This is a genomic window from Variovorax sp. Root473, assembly GCF_001426505.1.
Lineage (GTDB): Bacteria > Pseudomonadota > Gammaproteobacteria > Burkholderiales > Burkholderiaceae_C > Variovorax.
In genome coordinates this window covers 172,627-190,651 of record NZ_LMEV01000014.1, presented here as the reverse complement: position 1 = coordinate 190,651, position 18,025 = coordinate 172,627, and the positions used below count along the sequence as shown (strand labels likewise).

Here is an 18,025-nt window from a genome sequence, read left to right as displayed (position 1 = left end):
AACTCAAACAACACAGAGATTCCCATGAAAGCCAACCCCTTCGCAGACAACCCCCGGGCCCAGAGCCTGCTGCGCGTTCTTCTCACCGTGGCCGTGGTGGCCGCCGCCGTCTGGGCGGGCTTTCGCCTGTGGGACCACTACGAACTCGCGCCGTGGACGCGCGACGGCCGCGTGCGCGCCAACGTGGTCCAGATCGCGCCCGACGTCTCGGGCCTGGTCACGGCCGTGCCGGTCCACGACAACCAGGCCGTCGCTGCCGGCACGCTGCTGTTCGAGGTCGACCGTGCGCGCTACGACCTCGCCGTGCGCCAGGCGCAGGCCGCGCTCGCCGCGCAGCGCGCCGTGAGCGCGCAGGCCCAGCGCGAGAACGCACGCAACACCGGGCTCGACGACCTGGTGTCGAAGGAGTCGCGCGAACAGACCCGCGCCCGCGTCGAGCAGGCACGCGCCGCCGTCGCGCAGGCCGAGGTGGCGCTCGATTCGGCGCGCCTGAACCTGCAGCGCGCCGAGGTGCGCGCGCCCGCCGCCGGCCTCGTCACCAACCTCGACCTGCGCCAGGGCAGCTACGCCGCCGCGGGCCGGCCGGTGCTCGCGCTGGTCGATGCGCAGTCGTTCTATGTCGAGGGCTACTTCGAAGAAACGAAGCTGCCGCGCATCCACCTGGGCGACCGCGTGCGCGTGACGCCGATGGGTGGCGGCGCGGTGCTCGAAGGCGCGGTCGACAGCGTGGCCGCCGGCATTGCCGACCGCGACCGCTCCACCAGCGCCAACCTGCTGCCCAGCGTGAACCCGACCTTCAACTGGGTGCGGCTGGCGCAGCGCATCCCCGTGCGCGTGAAGCTCGACCCGCTGCCCGAAGGCGCGCGCCTCGTGGCCGGCCAGACCGTCACAGTGCAGGTCCTCGAACACGACGCGGCCCCGACCAGCGCCGCACCGAAGAAGGGATAAACGCCATGACCCGCTTCGCCTTTCGCATGGCCTCGCTCGCGGTCGCGGCCGGACTCGCGGCCTGCGCGGCGGTCGGCCCCGACTATCACCAGCCGTCCGAGGCGCTGGCCAGCCAGCCCGCGGCCGGCAAGCCCTTCGCCGAAGCACCGGCCGACGCTGCGCCGCTGCCCGCGCACTGGTGGCGCCTGTACCACGACCCGCTGCTCGACCGGCTCGTCACCCAGGCGCTCGCGCACAACACCGACCTGCGCCAGGCCGTCGCCAACCTCGAGCGCGAACGCGCCATCGAAACCGAAGTGGCCGGCGCCAAGTACCCCACGATCGGCGTCAACGGCGGGCCGTCGTTCGGCCACGTCTCGGGCCTGTCGCTGCTGCAGAAGGGCTACGAACCGCCCAGCACCTTCAACTACAGCGCAGGCGCGTCGCTGTCGTACCAGGTCGACCTGTTCGGCCAGATCCGCCGCGCCATCGAGGCCTCCGCCGCCAACAGCCAGGCCGCCGAAGCCGCGCTCGACCTCGTGCGCGTGAACGTCGCGGCCGGCACCGCGCGCGCCTACGCCGAAGCCTGCTCGGCCGGCCTGCGGCTGCAGATCGCGCAGAAGTCGGTCGCGCTGCAGCAAGACGCCGTGAACGTCACCGAGCGCCTGCAGCGCGCGGGCCGCGCCGGTGCCATCGACGCCGGCCGCGCGCGCGCCCAGCTTGCGCAACTCGATGCCGCGCTGCCGCCGCTGAAGGCGCAGCGCCAGGGCGCGCTGTACCGCCTGGCCACGCTCACCGGCGCGCTGCCGCAAGACTTTCCGCGCGAGGTGGCCGACTGCACCACGGCGCCGCGCGTGGCCGGCGCACTGCCGGTGGGCGACGGTGCCGCGTTGCTGCGCCGCCGGCCCGACATCCGCCAGGCCGAGCGCGGCCTTGCCGCATCGACCGCGCGCATCGGCGTGGCCACGGCCGACCTCTATCCGAAGGTCACGCTGGGCCTGTCGGGCTCCTCCGCCGGCCATGCCAACGACTTCGGCCGCAAGGACACCCTGGCCTGGAGCCTCGGCCCCCTGATCTCGTGGACCGTGCCCAACACCGGCGCCGCGCAGGCCCGCATCGCGCAGGCCGAGGCCGGCACGCGCGCCGCGCTCGCGAAGTTCGACGGCACCGTGCTGACCGCGCTGCGCGAGACCGAGACCGCGCTCGGCACCTACGCCCGCGAGCTCGACCGCCGCGCCGCCCTGCAGGCATCGCGCGACGAAAGCGCCAAGGTCGCCGCGCAGGCGCGCCAGCTGTACCGCAACGGCCGCACCGCCTACCTCGACGCGCTCGACGCCGAGCGCGCATTGGCCGGCGCCGATGCCGCATTGGCGGCCAGCGACGCGCAGCTGGCCGATGACCAGGTCGTGCTGTTCATGGCGCTCGGTGGCGGCTGGGAGCCGGCCGACGACGCACTCGCGCAAGGCAAGCCCACCACGACCGCCCGATGAGCGACTCCTTGCCGCCACGCCCGCGGCACGCGCCGCTGTGGCTCCTCGCGCTGGTCACCTTCAGCGGCACGCTGGCGATGCACGTCTTCGTGCCCGCGCTGCCCGTCGCCGCGAAGAGCCTCGGCGCCGGCATGGGCGCGATGCAGATGACGGTGAGCCTGTACATCCTCGGCCTGGCTGCCGGACAGCTGGTGTACGGCCCGCTGGCCGACCGCTTCGGTCGTCGGCCCGTGCTGCTGGCGGGGCTCGCGATCTACGCCGTGTCGGGCTTGGCGGCGGCCGTGGCGCCCGACGTGCATGCGCTGATCGCCGCGCGCCTGTTCCAGGCCGTGGGCGGCTGCGCGGGGCTCGTGCTGGGCCGCAGCATCGTGCGCGACACGGCCGAGCCGCAGGAGGCCACGCGCCGCCTCGCGCTCATGAACCTCATGGTGGCGGTGGGCCCGAGCGTGGCGCCGCTCATCGGCGGTGCACTGGCCACCGCGCTCGGCTGGCGCTCGATCTTCTACGCGCTCTTCGCGCTGGGCGTCGTCGGCTTTCTCTTCGCCTGGCGCCTGCTGCCCGAGACGGGCTCGCCCGGCGCGGCGCTCGACGGTGCCGCGCTCGCGCGCAACTACCGGCAGCTGGTGGGCTCGCGCGCGTTCGTCGGCTTCTCGGTGGGCGGCGGTTGCGCCACCACGTCGATGTACGCCTTCATCGCCTCGGCGCCCTTCATCTTCGTGGACCAGCTGCACCGGCCCGCGCACGAGGCCGGCATCTACCTCGCTATCCTCGTGTCGGGCGTGTGGCTGGGCAGCTTCCTCACGAGCCGGCTGATCTCGCGCGTGCGGCTCGACCGGCTCATGGTGCGTTCCAACGCGCTGAGCGTGGCGGCGGCCTTTGTGCTGCTGGGCGCGGCGCTCGCGGGGCAGCTCTCGGTGCTGCTGATCGTCGCGAGCATGTTCCTCTTCACGGTGGGCGCCGGCATGGCCTCGCCGGCCGCGCTGACGCTGGCGATCGGCGTCAATCCGAAGGTCATCGGCTCGGCCTCGGGGCTGTACGGTGCTACGCAGATGGCGATCGGTGCGCTGTGCACCGCGCTCGCGGGCATGGGCCACGGCAACCCCGCACTCGCGGCGGCGATCGTGCTGGCCGGGGCGGGCATCGTGGCGCAGCTGTCGTTCGGCGTCGGCCTGCGCGCGCAGGCCGCGGCTGTATCGATCAGCGCGTGAACAGCCAGCCGCCCTTGGGCTGGCGCATGAGTTCGTGGCGCTTGATGGCGCGCTCCTCGCCGTCCTCGCCCACATAGACCACGTCGAAGCGCAGCCGCCGGGGCGACACCAGCTTCCAGTTCTGGATGCGCTGCACCGTCACGCAGGCGGTCTTGTCGTGGTACTGCATCCCGGCCATCGGGCCGCCCTGGAAGCCTGTGCTGTCGAAGAGATGGCCGGGCGCCGCGAAGGGGTTGAGCACCGCGCCGTTGCGCGCCGTGATGCAACCTTCGGTGCGCAGGAAGGATTCGATGGCTGGCGACGCGCTCCCCACCACCTTGCCCACCGCAGGACTCGGGGGCTTGGCGCCGACGACCTTGCGGATGCGGTCCACCTGCACCGCGGTGATCGGCGCAAGGCCGTCTTTCGAAACCACGGTGGGGCGGGTCGCGGGCTTGGTGGCCGTTGTCGCGGCGGGCGCGCCGATCGGCGTGTCGGGGAACAGCAGGGCGGTGAGGGGGCTGCAGCCAGCCAGCAGTGTCAGCGGCAGGATGCTGGCCAGGGTGCGGGTCGGTGTGCCGAACTTCATGGTGCTGGAATCTCCCGTGTGCGGCGCGAAGCCGCTGTCTTCAAGGGGCAGTTTGCGGTGCTGCCTCGTCGCCTCGGTCCTTTGTCAAAAACGCTCGTGCGGCGCCAGGTAGCGCCACTGCCCCGGCTGCAGCCCGGCCAGCGGCACGCGGCCGATGCGCAGGCGCCGCATCGCCACGATGCGCAGGCCCACGGTGTCGCAGATGTTCGCGATCTGTCCGGGGCGCGCGCCCTTCAGCGCAAAGCGCAGGCCGGTCTGGTCGTCGGCCTGGCGGCCGATGCTCACGCGCGCGGGCGAACGCTCCAGCCGCGCCAGCACCTCGGGGCCGACCGGGCCGGCCACGTCGACCATCACTTCATGTTCGAGGATGCCCGCGTCTTCCTGCAGCTTGCGCTCGATGCGCCATTCCTGCGTGTAGACCACGAGGCCGCTGGCGCCGGTTTCGAGCGGTGTCATGCAGCGCTGCCCGCGCACATGCGCCGGCAGGAAGCGCTGGCCCTCGCGCTCGGGATCGTGGTGGTTGGCGGCCACCAGCAGCTGGTGCGCGGTGTCGGTCGGCATGCCGGCGGGCTTGTAGAGCACCAGCGTCACCGGCACGATCGGCTCGGGGCGCGCGCCGGCGGCGATCTCGACCTGCTGGTTCGCCTGCACGCGCGACTGCGGCAGCAGCGCGGGCACGCCGTCCACGCGCACCGCGCCGTTCTCGATCAGCAGTTCGGCTTCGCGGCGCGACACCTGGGCCATCGCGGCCACGCGCTTGGCCAGGCGCACGCCTTCGTCGTCGGGCGCAGAGGGGCGGTTCGAGCGGTTCATCGCGCGTCGGCCAGTTGCCGGATGCGCGCCACGTGCGCCGCCAGCGAACGCGCCGCCACCGGCCACATGCGCTCGGGCACGTCGTCGTAGGCGAGCGGCAGCCATTGCTCCGGCGTGCCTTCGGGCAGCCGCTGCATCGCGGCGGCGATCTTGGCCTCGCGCTTCAGGCGGTGCGCCTTCAGGTGCGCGATGGCCGTGCGCGCAAAGCCGATCACGTAGCCGTGTGCCGGCAGGATGAACTCGATGCCACCGGCCGCGCAGGCCGCATCGAGCTTGTCGAGCGAATCGAGGTACGCCGTCATGTCGCCGTCCGGCGGATCGACCACCGTCGTGCTGCCGTTCAGGATGTGGTCGCCCGAGAACAGCAGGCCGTCTTCTTCGAGCACCAGGCACAGGTGGTTGGCCGCATGGCCGGGCGTGTGGATGGCGCGCAGCGTGTGCATGAGCGGCGTGCCGTCGGCGGCGGTGCCCGAGAGCACCAGCCGTTCGCCGTCGGCCAGTTCGCGCTCGGCGCTGAAGCGTGCGGCGGCGCGTGCCGTGGGCGCGGACGACAGGCCCAGGATCGGCGGCTTGCGCTCTGCAGCACACAGCGCCTGCAGCGGCGCGGCGCCCGGCGAGTGGTCGGCGTGCGAGTGCGTGCAGACGATGAGGCGGATGTCGCCCTGCGTGGCGTTCATCAGCCGTGCGAGATGCGTCGCGTCGTTCGGACCCGGGTCGATCACAAGGTAGCCGGTGGCCGCATCGCCGACAAGGTAGGTGTTGGTGCCCGGGCCGGTCATGGCGCTGGGGTTCGGCGCGGTGAGGCGCTGCACGTTCTTCAGCAGTGCCACGGGCTGCGTGCTCTGCCAGTCGAGCGTGTGCGCGATCTGGCCATCGGGGCAGACCAGCGCGAGTTCGCCGAAAGGCGATTCGTGTTCCATGTAGCGCGCGTCCTCGCCCTTGAGCAGGCCGGCGCGCGGGCAGCTGGTCCACAGCGGTTTCTCTTCGCCGCCAGCCACGGGTGCGCAGGCCGCCAGCACCGCGTCGACCGATGCATAGGCCGCCATGCGCTGCAGCGTGCGGATGGTCGGGAAGATCATGAAGAAGCTGCCGGCCTCGTGGCGCGCCAGCGCATCGGCCGGGCGCACCCAGCAGGGCTCGAACTGCTCGCTCTCGTCGGCCGTGGGCGTCTGGCCCTCGGGCATGCGCGCCACCAGGAAGGGCACGTCGAAGCGCTTGGGCAGGTCGCGGTCGGTGATCCAGTGCGCGAAGGTGAAGACCTCGTCGGCCGACAGCACCAGGCCGCGCGCCGCGCACTGGTCGGCGAAGGCCGCGCCGGCGGTGGCGTTGCGGTCCATCGCGGCGACCTCGTCGGCGCTCACCGCGCGGCCATCGGCGTGGCGGGCCAGCAGGATGCCGAGCTCTTCGAAGGCCTCGCGGATCGCGGCGATGGCCTGCGTGTGTTGCGTGTCGCTCTGCGTGGCGCGGCGTGCCGCGATGCGCGCGGCGGCGGCGTCGGCCGCGTCGATGTGGCCCCCCGGAAAGACGTAGGCGCCAGGGGCGAAGCTCGCGGTGGCCGAGCGGCGGGTCATGAGGAGCTCGAGCCCGGCGTCGGTGTCGCGCAGCAGCAGGACGGTGGCGGCGGCGCGCACGGGCACCGGCTCGCGAGGGGCGTGGAGTTGTTGTGTGGGGCGGACCATGGAGCGATTATGGAGAGGCAGGGGGCGCGGTGCATAAGCACATGTGCAAACAGTTATCAGCCGCGCGCCACAATGTGCGCCTGCACCGTCCGCCTCGAAGAAAGACCGATATGGCCCATTCTCCCTTCTCGCGTCGCGCCCTGCGGGCCGCTGGCGCCTTGCTCTGCACCGCCGCCGCATCGACCCTGGCACTGGCCCAGCCCGACTGGCCGCAACAACCCGTCACACTGATCATGGGCTTCCCGGCCGGCTCGGGCGTCGACGTGGTGGCCCGCGCCATCCAGGAGCCGCTGTCGCGCCAGCTCGGCAAGCCCGTGATCATCGACTACAAGTCGGGCGCCGCCGGCAACATCGCCAGCGAGTACGTCGCGCATGCCAAGCCCGACGGCTACACGCTCTCGTTCGGCACCGCCGCCACGCACGGAAGCAACGCCGCGCTGTACAAGAAACTGCCCTTCGACGTGGAGGCCGATTTCGTGCCCGTGGCGCCCGTGCTCGACGTGTCCAACGTGCTCACCATCAACCCCGACGTGATCAACGTGCGCACGCTCAAGGAGTTCGTCGAGCTGGTGAAGGCCAACCCCGGCAAATACAACTACGCCTCCACCGGCAACGGCGCGGGCACGCACATGGCCTTTGCCGAGTTCAACTCGCGCCTGGGCCTGAACATGGTCCACGTGCCCTACAAGGGCGGCCCCGAGGCCATCACCTCGGTGGTGCGCGGCGAGACCTGCTGCATCATGAACCAGGTGCAGACCGTGCTGCCGCACTACAAGGCCGGCAAGGTGCGCCTGCTGGGCGTGACCACCGCCACGGCGGTGCCGGCCGTGAAGGAAGTGCCGACCATCGCCTCCAGCGGACTGCCCGGCACCAGGGGCTTCGACAGCGCGATCTGGTTCGGCATCTTCGCGCCCAAGGGCACCGACCCGCAGATCGTCGACAAGCTCAATGCCGCCGTGAAGACGGTGCTCGAGCAGCCCGAGATCCGCGAGCGCTTCGAGAGCCAGGGCAACACCGTGCGCATCGAGTCGCCCGCCCAGTTCAAGAAGACCGTGCACGCCAACCGCGTGAAGTGGGCCGAGGTCGCCAAGGCGGCGAACATCAGCATCGACTGATCAGAGTGTTTTGGTCAGCGTGAGGATGAAGCGCGCCTTGTTGGGCGAGTAGGTCGTCTGGCCGAAGGTGCCGAACTCGGGGATTTCGATGCCCGGGTTGGCCACTGAAACGTACGAACTCTTCTTGTTGGCGCCCTGCACTGAGCCGGTCAGCGTCAGGCCGCTGCCGAAGTCGCAGGTCGCGCCGACGTTGTAGTCGACGTAGCTCTTGTAGCCCAGGCTGCGGATGTCGCTGGACATGTTCGTGTAGCCGACAGCCGCTTTCAGCGTGACCTTGGGCATGATCTCCTTGCTGTAGGCCAGGTTCAGGTAGCCGGTGTTGCGGCCCTTCAGGCCCGAGCCCGACTTGGCGCCGGCGTAGCCGAAGTAGTCCTTCGACACCGTGTGCGAGTACTTCAGCGTGAACGAACCGAGCGTGGCGTCGGTGTAGCCCGCGCTGGCGTACAGATCCGTCGTGTTGCCCGTCGAATTGCCCGGGTACAGGTAGGTGAGGGCGCCCACGTCCATGTCGAGCGGGCCGGCCTTGAACTTGTAGCCGCCGTAGATGTCGCTCTCGAGGCTGTTGCCCTGGAGCCAGTTGACGCTCGAATTCCAGTTGCCGACGTAGAAGCCGCTGTCGCCGAAGGCGTAGTCGAAGCCGCCCTGCACGGCGGGCTTGAAGCCGCGGGTCTTCGCGTAATCGTTCTTGCCGAGCATGTCCTGGTCCTGGCCGCGGAACTTGTAGTTCGTCGTCAGCGCCACGTTGCCTGTGAGCTGCGCGTTGGCGAGCGGGGGCAGGGCGAACAGGGTGGGAAGAACGAGCACCGGCAAGGCGGTGCAAAGAAGGTGTTTCATCGAAAGAATTCGCTAACGGATGGAGGAGCCGGCAGCGTAGAAGCGCGGGTCTAAAAGCCGCGTAAAAAAGCAGGGCGCGGGCGCAAAATTTTGCGCGGCGGCACGGACTCCGGCGCGCGTCAGTGGTCGTGCGTGTGGGCCGCGCCGCGCCGTTCAGCGCCGCCGCAGCCCCCGCGATCTGTTCCAGCGCATCCCAAAATAATTCGATATGGTTGAAGGAAATACAACCCCCATGAGTTTGAACATGCCTTCCCTGTTGCTTCGCAACGTGCGCCCCCTCGGTGCTTCAGCCGTCGATGTGCGCGTGCACGACGGCCGCATTGCCGAGATCGGCGCGGCGCTGGCCGCACCGGCCGGCGCCACCGTCGAAGACGGCGAGGGCGCCTTGCTGCTGCCCGGCCTCGTCGAAGGCCACACCCACCTCGACAAGACGATGTGGGGCATGGACTGGTACCGCAACGAGGTCGGCACCCACCTCACCGACAAGATCGAGAACGAGCGCGCCTTTCGCCACGCCAGCGGGCACGACGCGGCCGCACAGTCGCTGGTGCTGGCCAAGGCCTTTCTCGCGCTCGGCACCACGCGCCTGCGCACGCACGTCGACGTCGACACCCAGGCCGGCCTGCGCCATCTCGAAGGCACGTTGCGCACGCGCGAGACGCTGCGCGAGGTGCAGCAGATCCAGGTCGTCGCCTTCCCGCAGTCGGGCCTGCTCGGGCGCCCCGGCACGGCCGAGCTGCTCGACCAGTCGCTGGCCCTGGGTGCCGACGTGCTCGGCGGCCTCGACCCCTGCGCCATCGACGGCGACCCCGTGAAGTCGCTCGATGTGCTCTTCGGCATCGCCCACAAGCACCAGCGCCCCATCGACATCCACCTGCACGAGCCCGGCGCCATGGGCGCCTTCTCGCTCGAGCTGATCCTGCAGCGCACCGAGGCGCTCGGCATGCAGGGCCAGGTGGCCATCAGCCACGGCTTCTGCCTGGGCGACGTGAGCGAACGCGAGCGCGACGTGCTGCTCGCGCGCATGGCGAAGCTCGGCGTGGTGCTCATCACCAGCGCGCCGGCCTCACGCAACGTGCCGCCGCTCCTGGCGTGCCGCGCCGCCGGCGTCACCGTGCTGGGCGGCAACGACGGCATCCGCGACACCTGGTCGCCCTACGGCAACCCCGACATGCTCGAGCGCGCCATGCTCATCGGCCTGCGCTACAACCTGCGCCGCGACGACGAGCTCGAAGTGGCGCTCGACACCGTCACCCACTCGGGCGCGCGCGGCTGTGGCTTCGCGGCCTACGGGCTGGACGTGGGCTGCCGCGCCGACCTCGTGCTGGTCGACGCGCAAACGCCCGCGCAGGCCGTGGTGGGCCGCCCCGTGCGCAAGCTCGTGGTGTCGGGCGGCCGCGTGGTCGCGCGCCACGGCACGCTCGTGCCCGGCGCCGTGCCCGCGTGAGCCGCGCCGCACGCCCTGCAACCGACAACCCGCGCACCGGCGCGGGCCCGGTCTTCTTCGCCTTGCCTGCCGCCGGCTGGGCACCGTCGACCTGTCGGGCTGCGAGCTCTGCACCTCGTGCGAGCCCTGCACCATGTGCGTGGCGGCCATGCACCTCGCGGGCATCGGCCAGCTGTACTACACGGCCACGCTCGCGCAGTTGGGCGAAGCCCGGCTCGAAGCGGCTGTTGATCGCGTACAGCTTCACCTTCTGGTCCGCCTCGTCGTCATCGAGGCCGTCGGAGATCAGCGACGCGCACAGCTGCGGGTCGCCCGACATGAGCAGTCGGTACATGAACGGCACGTCGTAGTTCCACTCGGACAGGCCCGAGATCGTTTCGGGCTGGTCCGCATACGACGTGGGCCGGTTGCCGAGGCTGTACAGGTAAGAGCGATTGGCCATGGACTCCAAGTGTGAATGGCGGCTGCAATGTGAGCGCAGCGCCATGACAAAAATGAAGAAGTGCCACCGCTTGCGAAGCGGCCTTCGGCCCGGTGGGCAGATTCTGCCCGCGCCAGATTTACACTGCAGCTCATGCAAGGCAAGCAAGGCAAAGACGACGTTCAGCGCGGGCTGCAGCCCGTGGTGGAGCTGCGCTCTGAAGGCGCGTCGTACCTGTATTCCGTGCGCGCGCCGCGCTCCAAGGGCGTGATCCCGCCCAGCTCTTACAGCCACACCGGCTTTGCCAGCGTGGCCGATTGCCTGCGCGACATTGCAGGCGCGCTCGGGGGCAACTTCAATCGCATCTACGTGCGTCTCGAAGGCCACTGCGTCGGCGAGCGCGACATTGCCGAACTGCGCACGGCGCCCGACATCGTCGCGGCGGAACTGCAGGCCCTGTGCCGGGCGGTCATCGCCGAGCAGCACGAGCAACAGCAAGAAAAAACCGAAGCCGCCACGCCGCGCGGATAGCCACGTGCAGCGACGACAGCAGCGGTCGTGCGCTTACTGCGCCACGTTCACGATGGTCGCCTGCATCATCGCCACCACCTTGTAATCTGCGTCGCCCGCCTTCGCGAAGGCGCGCACTTCGCCCGTGCACACCGCGAGCAGCTTGCCCGAACTCTGCACCCGGCCCACCGCCAGGAAGCGCTCGCCCAGCGCGGGCCGCATGAAGTTGATCTTGAACTCCGCCGTCACCACGTCGCAGCCCTGCGGCGCTTTCGTGAGCCCCGCGTAGCCGCAGGCGCTGTCGACGATGCTCGTCACCGCGCCCGCATGCACATAGCCGCGCTGCTGCGACAGCGCCTTCGAGAACGGCATCTCGATGTGGACCTCGCCCTCGGCCACATGCACCAGCCGCGCGCCGAGCGTGGCCATCAGGCCCTGTGCGTTGAAGCTGTCGGAGATGCGGGTCTGGAGGTCGGTCATGGCTGGCAGGGAAAAGAAGCAGAAGAAAAGGGTGCCGGTGGAGGCGCCCCGAGGGGGCACTGCATTCTGCCGCGCGGCGTCATTTCTGTTTTCGGACCTCAGCCGCTCGCCCCGGTCGAGTGCCGCGGAGCCGGTGCCTTGTAGAGCGGGTCACCCATCTGGCAGGCGCATTCATGCGGACAGGCCGGCAAGAAGTCGAGCTGAACGCCGAGGGCCCGCTGGTTCTCTACCGACTTGTTCGCAGACGGCTCACGGCCGACAACGTGGCTGGTTTTCGGAAGATCGATCCTGGCGGTGAATTGCAGGTTCTCTCGAAGCACGCGGGCCACGTTGCGACCTCGTTCCAAACCCAGCCCGTGAGGGCGATGGTCACGCTCCTCGGGCTCGACCGAGGCTCCGACATAGATCGCCTCATGGTTGGGATAGCGCATTCGAAGCTCTGTCATCCAGCTGCCAAGCCGCAGCACTTGATCGGCCGATACGGCCGCGGAGTCTCGGTCGAAGTACACGTAGAAGACCTTGATGGGACTGCATGCGAGCACGGCGGTCGGCCCGAGTGTTGCCAGAGCGAGAGCCACGCCCCTCAGAGATTTCAGATGCCTGATCACGGTGTGCCTTAGCGGGTAACGCCAAGAATATAGGCCGCAAGGCTGTCTGCATTCGGCCGGGACTTGAATTCCTTCGCATGCTCTCTGGAGTTCGAGGTTCCGTACCAGGTGTCGTCCGAGCCAAAGGTGTCATCGAAGTGGGTGACCTCATGGATCAGCGTCAGCAATCGCGAGTCACCGTCCAGCACGGCACCTGTGTCGAAATTGGTCTTGTTGTCGAACCTGAAGTTGCAGAAGACAAGCGCAATCGCCACAGTGTGGGTGCCCGTGTCCGGCTTGCAGACTGCCGCGGCGGCGCCGTTCGCGCTGGGCAGAACGCAGGTCGCCACCTTGCCGTCTTCCGTGTATCGAATGAAGTTTTTCGCTTCCATGCCTTGAAGCACACGGATGCATGCGGACAGGCCTTTCTGCAGATGTTCGCGGATGCCTTGATCGGCCACGCCAAACCATTCGCTCACCCGGGCCTGGGCCCCCTTGTCCCATCGCTCCAGTTCAGGGAGCCGCTTTTTCGCGATGTAGTCGATCGCCATGTCGCGCAGCTTCATCACCAAGGCGGCGAACTCCTTGTTCGTCATGTTTGGGCAGATTCTTTCGGTCTGCGCCGCTTCGGGTGGATGCGTGACGCCTTCGTCCACCGCCTGCTTCAGGGCGGCCATCTCCGCTGAAGGCGCAGTGACTGCCGTCATCGCCGATGCCATCAGATTCGTCTGCGCCGTAGCAGCCTGCCAGGCCCCGTCGTCGCAGGTCGATGTGTGCTGAAGGGTGGCAACCAGCGGCTGCGGCACCGGACAGTGGCAGACCACCACGTCTCCCTCCAGCGCAGCCTCCGAGATGAATCGAGGGCGCCGTGGCCCTCCGGCCTTGGCAATGATGCCGACGCTGTTGCAGCCCTCGCAATAGGCCCTGCCGCCGATCAGGGCGACCCGATGCCCGTGCAGGTCGAACATGGGTCCGCTGTACGGAAGGATTCGACCACCAGGGACTGGTGGGTCTCCAACCACAAGAATCTTTCGCTCCATTCGATACGCTCCCGTTTGATGACGGGGCGTTGTATGTGGGCGAGCGCGCTAACACTGTTGTCTATCGTCAACCGGTTGGGAGCGCGTCATCGGCGCACGCGCGACCCGCGAATGCGGTCTCACAAAAGCGGCCGGGAATGGCCGGGGTGATCAATCCCACGCCGGCGACAGCCCTTGCGGATCGGTCAGCCGCTCGCCCCGGTCGAGTGCGGCGATCTGCACCATCTCGGCCTCGGTCAGCCCCAGCTGCTGCGCCTTCAGGTTGCTCTCGAGGTTCGCGCGCTTCGTCGACGACGGAATCACCGCGTAGCCCAGTTGCATCGCCCAGGCCAGCACCACCTGCGCGGGCGTGGCGCCGTGCGCAGCGGCAATGGCGTCGATCACCGGGTCGTTCAGTACCTTGCCGTAGGCCAGTGTCATGTACGAGGTGATGCGGATGCCCTGGCTCTGCGCGAAGGCCGCCACCTTGCGGTTCTGCAGGTAGGGGTGCAGCTCGATCTGGTTGGTGGCGATGTTCTGTGCGCCCACAGCCGCAATCGCCTCCTGCATCAGCGCGATGTTGAAGTTCGACACGCCGATCTGCTTCGTGAGCCCCAGTGCCTTGGCCTCGGCCAGCGCGCCCATGAACTCCGCCACCGACACCGCGTTGCCGGGCGAGGGCCAGTGGATCAGCGTCAGGTCGACATGGTCTGTGCGCAGCTTGGCGAGGCTGTCTTGCAGGCTGGGCACCAGCTTGTCCTTGGCGTAGTGGTCGGTCCAGATCTTGGTGGTGATGAACAGGTCGTTGCGGGCCACGCCGCTTTCGGCAATGGCCTGGCCCACCTCGGCTTCGTTGCCGTAGATCTGCGCCGTGTCGATCGTGCGGTAGCCCAGGTCGAGGCCGTTCTTCACCGAGTCGATCACCACCTGGCCCTGCAGGCGGAAGGTGCCGAGGCCGAAGGCGGGAATGGGCGTGTGGTTGTTCGTGGTCATGACGTGTGTGGTCCTTGCGTTCAAAGAAAGAGAAGACAGAAAAGAGAGAAAGGGGGAAGAGGAGGGCTCAGTGCCCGACCGGCACCGGCCCCGAGGCGTGCGCCGGAATGCCGGCACGGCGGTCGAGCGAGCCGCTCCACTGCGTGAGGGCCAGCGACACCAGCACGACGAGTGCGCCGATCCAGGGCGTGTGCATCAGCCCGAGGTGCGTCACGATCAGGCCGCCGGCCCAGGCGGCGAGGGCAATGCCCAGGTTGAAGGCCGCGATGTTCAGGCCCGAGGCCACGTCCACCGCCTGCGGCGTGAAGCGCTCGGCCTGCTTCACCACGTACACCTGCAGCCCCGGCACATTGCCGAACGCCACCGCGCCCCACATCAGCACCGCCACCAGCGCCAGCCACTTGTGCGGCGCCGCGAAGTTGAAGGCCAGCAGCACGGCGGCCAGCAGCGCAAAGATGATCTTCAGCGCCGGAATCGGGCCCAGCCGGTCGGCCAGCTTGCCGCCCCAGATGTTGCCCACCGCCACCGAGATGCCGTACACCAGCATCACCCAGCCCACGGAACTGGCGCTGAAGCCAGACACGTCGGTGAGGATCGGCGCCAGGAACGTGAACGGAATGAACGAGCCGCCATAGCCGATGGCCGTCTTGGCATACACCAGCAAGAGGCGCGGCTCGGCCAGCACCTTGGCCTGCTGCGCCAGCGAGGCCGGCGGCGTGTGGCGGATGTTGCCCGGCACGAAGATCCAGCTGCCGATGAAGGCCACCACGCCCAGCGCCGACACCGCCAGGAAGGTCTCGCGCCAGCCGAAGTGCTGCCCGATGAACGTGCCCAGCGGCACGCCCGTGACCAGCGCCACCGTGAGGCCCGTGAACATGATCGCGATGGCGCTCGCCGCCTTTTCCTTCGGCACCAGGCCGGTGGCAATGGTCGAGCCGATCGAGAAGAACACCCCGTGCGCCAGCCCCGTGAGCACGCGGGCGGCAATCAGCGATTCATAGCTGGGCGCCTGCCACGCCAGCAGGTTGCCGATCGTGAACAGCGCCATCAGCCCGAGCAGCAGCGCCTTGCGCGGCAGCTTGCCCGTGAGGGCCGTGAGCACGGGCGCGCCAATGGCAACGCCCAGTGCATAGAGGCTGACCAGCAGGCCGGCCGAGGGAAGGCCGATGTGGAGGTCGGCAGCGACGGTGGGAATGAGGCCAACGATGACGAACTCGGTCGTTCCGATGGCGAAGGCGCTGAGGGTCAGCGCGAGCAGGGCGATTGGCATGGGAGCACTCCTTGTGGGATGAGGAGGAGTGTCCTTCGGTTATCTTTGCGGATAAATGGGGGCTGGGGAATAATATAGTTGCCTGTGAATCAATAATCTAATGATCGCCCTTATGCGAAAAGACTCGAATTTCGATTGGTACCTTTAACCAAAACGACTAGAGATCGAGTAAAAACGGAAAGTATCGAATACCAAATCCAAGAGGGCCTGTAAAAAATGTACGACTTTCAAAACCTATCATTTGATGATTTTGAAAAATTAACTTGCGACCTTCTGCAGAAATTATTGGAAGTTCGCTTGGAGTCGTTTCGTACTGGTCAGGATGACGGAATTGACCTTAGATATGCTCCTGCGGAAGATGATTCAGTAATCGTTCAATGTAAAAGATACGATCCCAAAGCATTTCCTCGTCTTTTGAGTGATATTCAAAAAAAGGAGCGACCTAAGGTTGATAGGCTCAGGCCTGCTCGATATATTTTGAGTACCTCGTGCCTATTAAATCCAGATAACAAGAAAAAGCTAATGGATGCGATGAGTCCATTTTGCATTGCGTCCGGAGATATATTTGGGGCGAGTGAGCTCAATATGTTGATTCGGGAAAATCCAGATATCGAGCGCCGTCATTTTAAGTTATGGCTTGGCTCGACCGCAGTTTTGCATCAAGTGCTGCATGCAGGGATTTTCAACTATTCCGCGCATGAGGTGGAACGGCTTCGTACAGAGATTTCAAAGTATGTGGTGCACGACGGGTTTTACAGAGCATTGGAATTGTTGGATCAGGCTCATCATTGCATCATTGTTGGCATACCTGGTATAGGAAAAACTACTGCCGCTAGGTTGTTGCTGGCGCATCATTTGCGCGAGGGATTTGAAGTGGTTTCTGTTTCTGGAGATATCGAGGAGGCTTGGAAAATAGTCAATCACTCCGATTCGGACTCTAAATTGGTTGTTTATTACGATGACTTTCTTGGTCAAATGACGTTTGATCAGAAGTTAGGGAAAAATGAAGATCGACGTCTTTTGGATCTCATGGAGTATTGCCGTGTAAGCAAGAACACTCGCTTTGTTCTCACTACACGCGACTATCTTTTCGATCAAGCATTAAGAGCGTACGAACCTTTGGGGCGAACCGAGGGTAAGTTGAAATTGTCGAGTGTGAAATTGAGCGACTATGGCTTGATTGTTCGAGCCAGACTTCTTGCAAATCACTTGCAGTTTTCTGACGTCGGTGTCACGGTGCTTCAAGAGTTAGTCAACTCACGTGCCTACGAAAAAATAATTACACATCAAAATTTCCTCCCTCGGGTAATCGAACAAATTTGTGAGCAATGGATCGCCAATCCCGCCTTGCAAAATAATTTCGCCCAGCGTGCGATTGCGATGCTGAATGATCCAATTGCTGTTTGGAAGCGCCCCTTCTCCCAACTTTCTACTGAAGCAAGATTTTTGATATATGCGCTCGCTAGCTTGAAAGGCTCCAGCGAAAGCACAAGATTGGAAACATCTTGGCGAGCTCTGTGTCGATTTTCCCAGCGATCAATAGATCGAACATATTTGGAGATATTAAAGGAGACGGAAGGCTCCTTTACTCATACCCAGGTCTATGAGTCGTTGGTGAAAAATAAAGGCGCCGGAACGATGGTGGGATTTATTAATCCATCTGCCCGTGAGTTTGCTCACTATGATCTTCTTGAGAAGCCAGATCTTTTTGAGGGGGTTCTGAGATCTGCCAAGGCATTTGACCAATTGATTTTTTGGTATGAATCCTTCTCTTCATTGTCCAAAATCGATGTACCTGAGAAGGTGCGCCCATTTGCGGAAGCGATTGCTGAAAATACCTCTGCCTTGCTGTCTGTGAAAGAGCCAACGACTATTCACCACTGGCAAGGCGGTCAAAAAATTGTCTGGGATACTATGGCGCCGCAGATATCGAGGCTTCGTTCGGTATTTATGGGCCTGACCGCGCTTAAGAGAGAAGATCTTGTAAATTCTGTCGTGATTGAAATGTTCGATGCGGACATTTCTAAGTTTTCAGACTTGTTGCGGCCTTTTGATTTGACTTGGTTGCCAGAGGTTCTTGACTTTTTGTTGAAGGCGCTCGAATCTTTGGATAAAAATGAGGGGCGCAATTTTTATGAAGAACTTCAAGTGGAGAAATGGATTGAGTTGCCACAAGATATGGCCAAGCTGCGCTATGTATGGCAGGCCTCTTCTGAGGTGGTTGGAAGGTTGGAGGAAGAAGAGTTGGGGGATATTTTGCGAGAAAGGCTTATTTTCCGCGCTCAAGAAATAAGCTCAGATGCCGTAGATTCCACGGCGGCAGACGAAATCTCAGAGGTTGCTGAGGGGCTGCAAAATATCATTGATGAGGTCGAGGGCGTATCCGATATTTTGTTGCCGGAATTGCAAAAGCTTCGCGATAAAGAGAGCGAAGTCAGAGAAGCTGAAAGTGAAGAGACAGAGGAAGAGGTAGAGATAGCACCCGCGTATCGCTCAAAAAATCAAATTGAGTCAGGCCAAGTAGTTGCGGAAATTTTCAAAGGTCTTCTCCACCAAACGGAAGAGTGCGAGATCGTTCCGGAGGTCTAGTTGAGAGTCAGTGCTGCGTGATAATTGAAAAGATATTTGGCAATTGAGTGCAGTGCTAAAGGGAAGATGTTTTTG

The 18,025-nt window shown here is 65.5% G+C and carries 16 protein-coding genes and 1 pseudogene; 8 read left to right on the top strand and 9 right to left on the bottom strand.

Features of this window, described 5'->3' with window-relative positions; all coding sequences use genetic code 11:
* Positions 1–24: 24 nt before the first annotated feature.
* Genes ASD34_RS08795 through ASD34_RS08785 form a run of 3 tightly spaced genes read left to right on the top strand, consistent with a single transcriptional unit; the run spans position 25 to position 3,625 of the window.
* On the top strand, positions 25–948 hold the full coding sequence (locus ASD34_RS08795) for an HlyD family secretion protein (protein ID WP_056575816.1): 924 nt from the start codon (positions 25–27) through the stop codon (positions 946–948).
* A gap of 5 nt (positions 949–953) precedes the next feature.
* Positions 954–2,417, top strand: a complete 1,464-nt coding sequence (locus tag ASD34_RS08790; protein WP_056575813.1) for an efflux transporter outer membrane subunit — start codon at positions 954–956, stop codon at positions 2,415–2,417.
* Positions 2,414–3,625: a multidrug effflux MFS transporter gene (locus ASD34_RS08785; RefSeq protein WP_056575810.1), complete on the top strand. Its 1,212-nt coding sequence runs from the start codon at positions 2,414–2,416 to the stop codon at positions 3,623–3,625. The genes ASD34_RS08790 and ASD34_RS08785 overlap by 4 nt, the downstream gene beginning before the upstream one ends.
* On the opposite strand, the gene ASD34_RS08780 is transcribed toward ASD34_RS08785, so the two are convergent.
* The 3 genes from ASD34_RS08780 to ASD34_RS08770 all read right to left on the bottom strand — a co-directional run bounded on the left by ASD34_RS08780 (position 3,615) and on the right by ASD34_RS08770 (position 6,685).
* Positions 3,615–4,193 carry a hypothetical protein gene (locus ASD34_RS08780; RefSeq protein WP_056575807.1) on the bottom strand — a complete coding sequence of 193 codons (579 nt, stop codon included), beginning with the start codon at positions 4,191–4,193 and terminating at the stop codon, positions 3,615–3,617. The two genes, ASD34_RS08785 and ASD34_RS08780, sit on opposite strands and share 11 nt — an antisense overlap.
* Positions 4,194–4,277: 84 nt before the next feature.
* Complete coding sequence (locus tag ASD34_RS08775; protein WP_056575803.1) at positions 4,278–5,006, bottom strand: RNA pseudouridine synthase; 729 nt, start codon at positions 5,004–5,006, stop codon at positions 4,278–4,280.
* Entirely contained in the window at positions 5,003–6,685 is a 1,683-nt protein-coding gene (locus ASD34_RS08770; RefSeq protein WP_056575800.1) for an MBL fold metallo-hydrolase, read from the bottom strand. The genes ASD34_RS08775 and ASD34_RS08770 overlap by 4 nt, the downstream gene beginning before the upstream one ends.
* A 110-nt stretch (positions 6,686–6,795) precedes the next feature.
* On the opposite strand from ASD34_RS08770, the gene ASD34_RS08765 reads away from it, so the two are divergent.
* Positions 6,796–7,800, top strand: a complete 1,005-nt coding sequence (locus ASD34_RS08765) for a Bug family tripartite tricarboxylate transporter substrate binding protein (RefSeq protein ID WP_056575797.1) — start codon at positions 6,796–6,798, stop codon at positions 7,798–7,800.
* Here the strand turns inward: ASD34_RS08765 and ASD34_RS08760 are convergent, their stop codons facing one another.
* Positions 7,801–8,634, bottom strand: coding sequence for a TorF family putative porin (locus tag ASD34_RS08760; protein ID WP_056575794.1), 834 nt, complete (start codon positions 8,632–8,634; stop codon positions 7,801–7,803).
* 244 nt (positions 8,635–8,878) lie between these two features.
* On the opposite strand from ASD34_RS08760, the gene ASD34_RS08755 reads away from it, so the two are divergent.
* The 3 genes and pseudogenes from ASD34_RS08755 (at position 8,879) to ASD34_RS08745 (ending at position 11,033) form a co-directional block, all read left to right on the top strand.
* Positions 8,879–10,081, top strand: coding sequence for an amidohydrolase family protein (locus ASD34_RS08755; RefSeq protein WP_056576205.1), 1,203 nt, complete (start codon positions 8,879–8,881; stop codon positions 10,079–10,081).
* 67 nt (positions 10,082–10,148) lie between these two features.
* Positions 10,149–10,538 (top strand): annotated as a pseudogene (locus ASD34_RS28580) (hypothetical protein); the annotation flags it as partial.
* Between the two features lie 117 nt (positions 10,539–10,655).
* Complete coding sequence (locus tag ASD34_RS08745) at positions 10,656–11,033, top strand: hypothetical protein (protein ID WP_056575787.1); 378 nt, start codon at positions 10,656–10,658, stop codon at positions 11,031–11,033.
* A gap of 33 nt (positions 11,034–11,066) precedes the next feature.
* Here ASD34_RS08745 and ASD34_RS08740 read toward each other — a convergent pair whose 3' ends face one another.
* The 5 genes from ASD34_RS08740 to ASD34_RS08720 all read right to left on the bottom strand — a co-directional run bounded on the left by ASD34_RS08740 (position 11,067) and on the right by ASD34_RS08720 (position 15,361).
* Entirely contained in the window at positions 11,067–11,492 is a 426-nt protein-coding gene (locus tag ASD34_RS08740; protein WP_056575783.1) for a PaaI family thioesterase, read from the bottom strand.
* Between the two features lie 98 nt (positions 11,493–11,590).
* The gene (locus ASD34_RS08735) at positions 11,591–12,070 is read right to left on the bottom strand and encodes a hypothetical protein (protein ID WP_056575780.1); all 480 of its coding nucleotides are present in this window, start codon (positions 12,068–12,070) and stop codon (positions 11,591–11,593) included.
* Positions 12,071–12,108: 38 nt separating this feature from the next.
* A complete protein-coding gene (locus ASD34_RS08730; RefSeq protein ID WP_235510016.1) occupies positions 12,109–13,047 on the bottom strand; it encodes a M35 family metallo-endopeptidase in 939 nt (312 codons plus the stop codon).
* A gap of 222 nt (positions 13,048–13,269) precedes the next feature.
* A complete protein-coding gene (dkgB, locus tag ASD34_RS08725) occupies positions 13,270–14,091 on the bottom strand; it encodes a 2,5-didehydrogluconate reductase DkgB (protein ID WP_056575775.1) in 822 nt (273 codons plus the stop codon).
* A gap of 67 nt (positions 14,092–14,158) precedes the next feature.
* A complete protein-coding gene (locus ASD34_RS08720; RefSeq protein WP_056575772.1) occupies positions 14,159–15,361 on the bottom strand; it encodes an MFS transporter in 1,203 nt (400 codons plus the stop codon).
* A 216-nt stretch (positions 15,362–15,577) separates the two neighbouring features.
* On the opposite strand from ASD34_RS08720, the gene ASD34_RS27060 reads away from it, so the two are divergent.
* Positions 15,578–17,950 carry a restriction endonuclease gene (locus ASD34_RS27060; protein WP_082548557.1) on the top strand — a complete coding sequence of 791 codons (2,373 nt, stop codon included), beginning with the start codon at positions 15,578–15,580 and terminating at the stop codon, positions 17,948–17,950.
* The last annotated feature ends 75 nt before the right edge of the window (positions 17,951–18,025 follow it).

Coding starts and splice junctions, on each gene's coding strand:
- ASD34_RS08785 (WP_056575810.1), top strand. CDS start 2,414: ATGAGCGACTCCTTGCCGCCACGCCCGCGGCACGCGCCGCTGTGGCTC.
- ASD34_RS08790 (WP_056575813.1), top strand. CDS start 954: ATGACCCGCTTCGCCTTTCGCATGGCCTCGCTCGCGGTCGCGGCCGGA.
- ASD34_RS08760 (WP_056575794.1), bottom strand. CDS start 8,634: ATGAAACACCTTCTTTGCACCGCCTTGCCGGTGCTCGTTCTTCCCACC.
- ASD34_RS08730 (WP_235510016.1), bottom strand. CDS start 13,047: ATGTTCGACCTGCACGGGCATCGGGTCGCCCTGATCGGCGGCAGGGCC.
- ASD34_RS08740 (WP_056575783.1), bottom strand. CDS start 11,492: ATGACCGACCTCCAGACCCGCATCTCCGACAGCTTCAACGCACAGGGC.
- ASD34_RS08795 (WP_056575816.1), top strand. CDS start 25: ATGAAAGCCAACCCCTTCGCAGACAACCCCCGGGCCCAGAGCCTGCTG.
- ASD34_RS27060 (WP_082548557.1), top strand. CDS start 15,578: ATGTACGACTTTCAAAACCTATCATTTGATGATTTTGAAAAATTAACT.
- ASD34_RS08775 (WP_056575803.1), bottom strand. CDS start 5,006: ATGAACCGCTCGAACCGCCCCTCTGCGCCCGACGACGAAGGCGTGCGC.
- dkgB (WP_056575775.1), bottom strand. CDS start 14,091: ATGACCACGAACAACCACACGCCCATTCCCGCCTTCGGCCTCGGCACC.
- ASD34_RS08780 (WP_056575807.1), bottom strand. CDS start 4,193: ATGAAGTTCGGCACACCGACCCGCACCCTGGCCAGCATCCTGCCGCTG.
- ASD34_RS08755 (WP_056576205.1), top strand. CDS start 8,879: ATGCCTTCCCTGTTGCTTCGCAACGTGCGCCCCCTCGGTGCTTCAGCC.
- ASD34_RS08770 (WP_056575800.1), bottom strand. CDS start 6,685: ATGGTCCGCCCCACACAACAACTCCACGCCCCTCGCGAGCCGGTGCCC.
- ASD34_RS08765 (WP_056575797.1), top strand. CDS start 6,796: ATGGCCCATTCTCCCTTCTCGCGTCGCGCCCTGCGGGCCGCTGGCGCC.
- ASD34_RS08720 (WP_056575772.1), bottom strand. CDS start 15,361: ATGCCAATCGCCCTGCTCGCGCTGACCCTCAGCGCCTTCGCCATCGGA.
- ASD34_RS08745 (WP_056575787.1), top strand. CDS start 10,656: ATGCAAGGCAAGCAAGGCAAAGACGACGTTCAGCGCGGGCTGCAGCCC.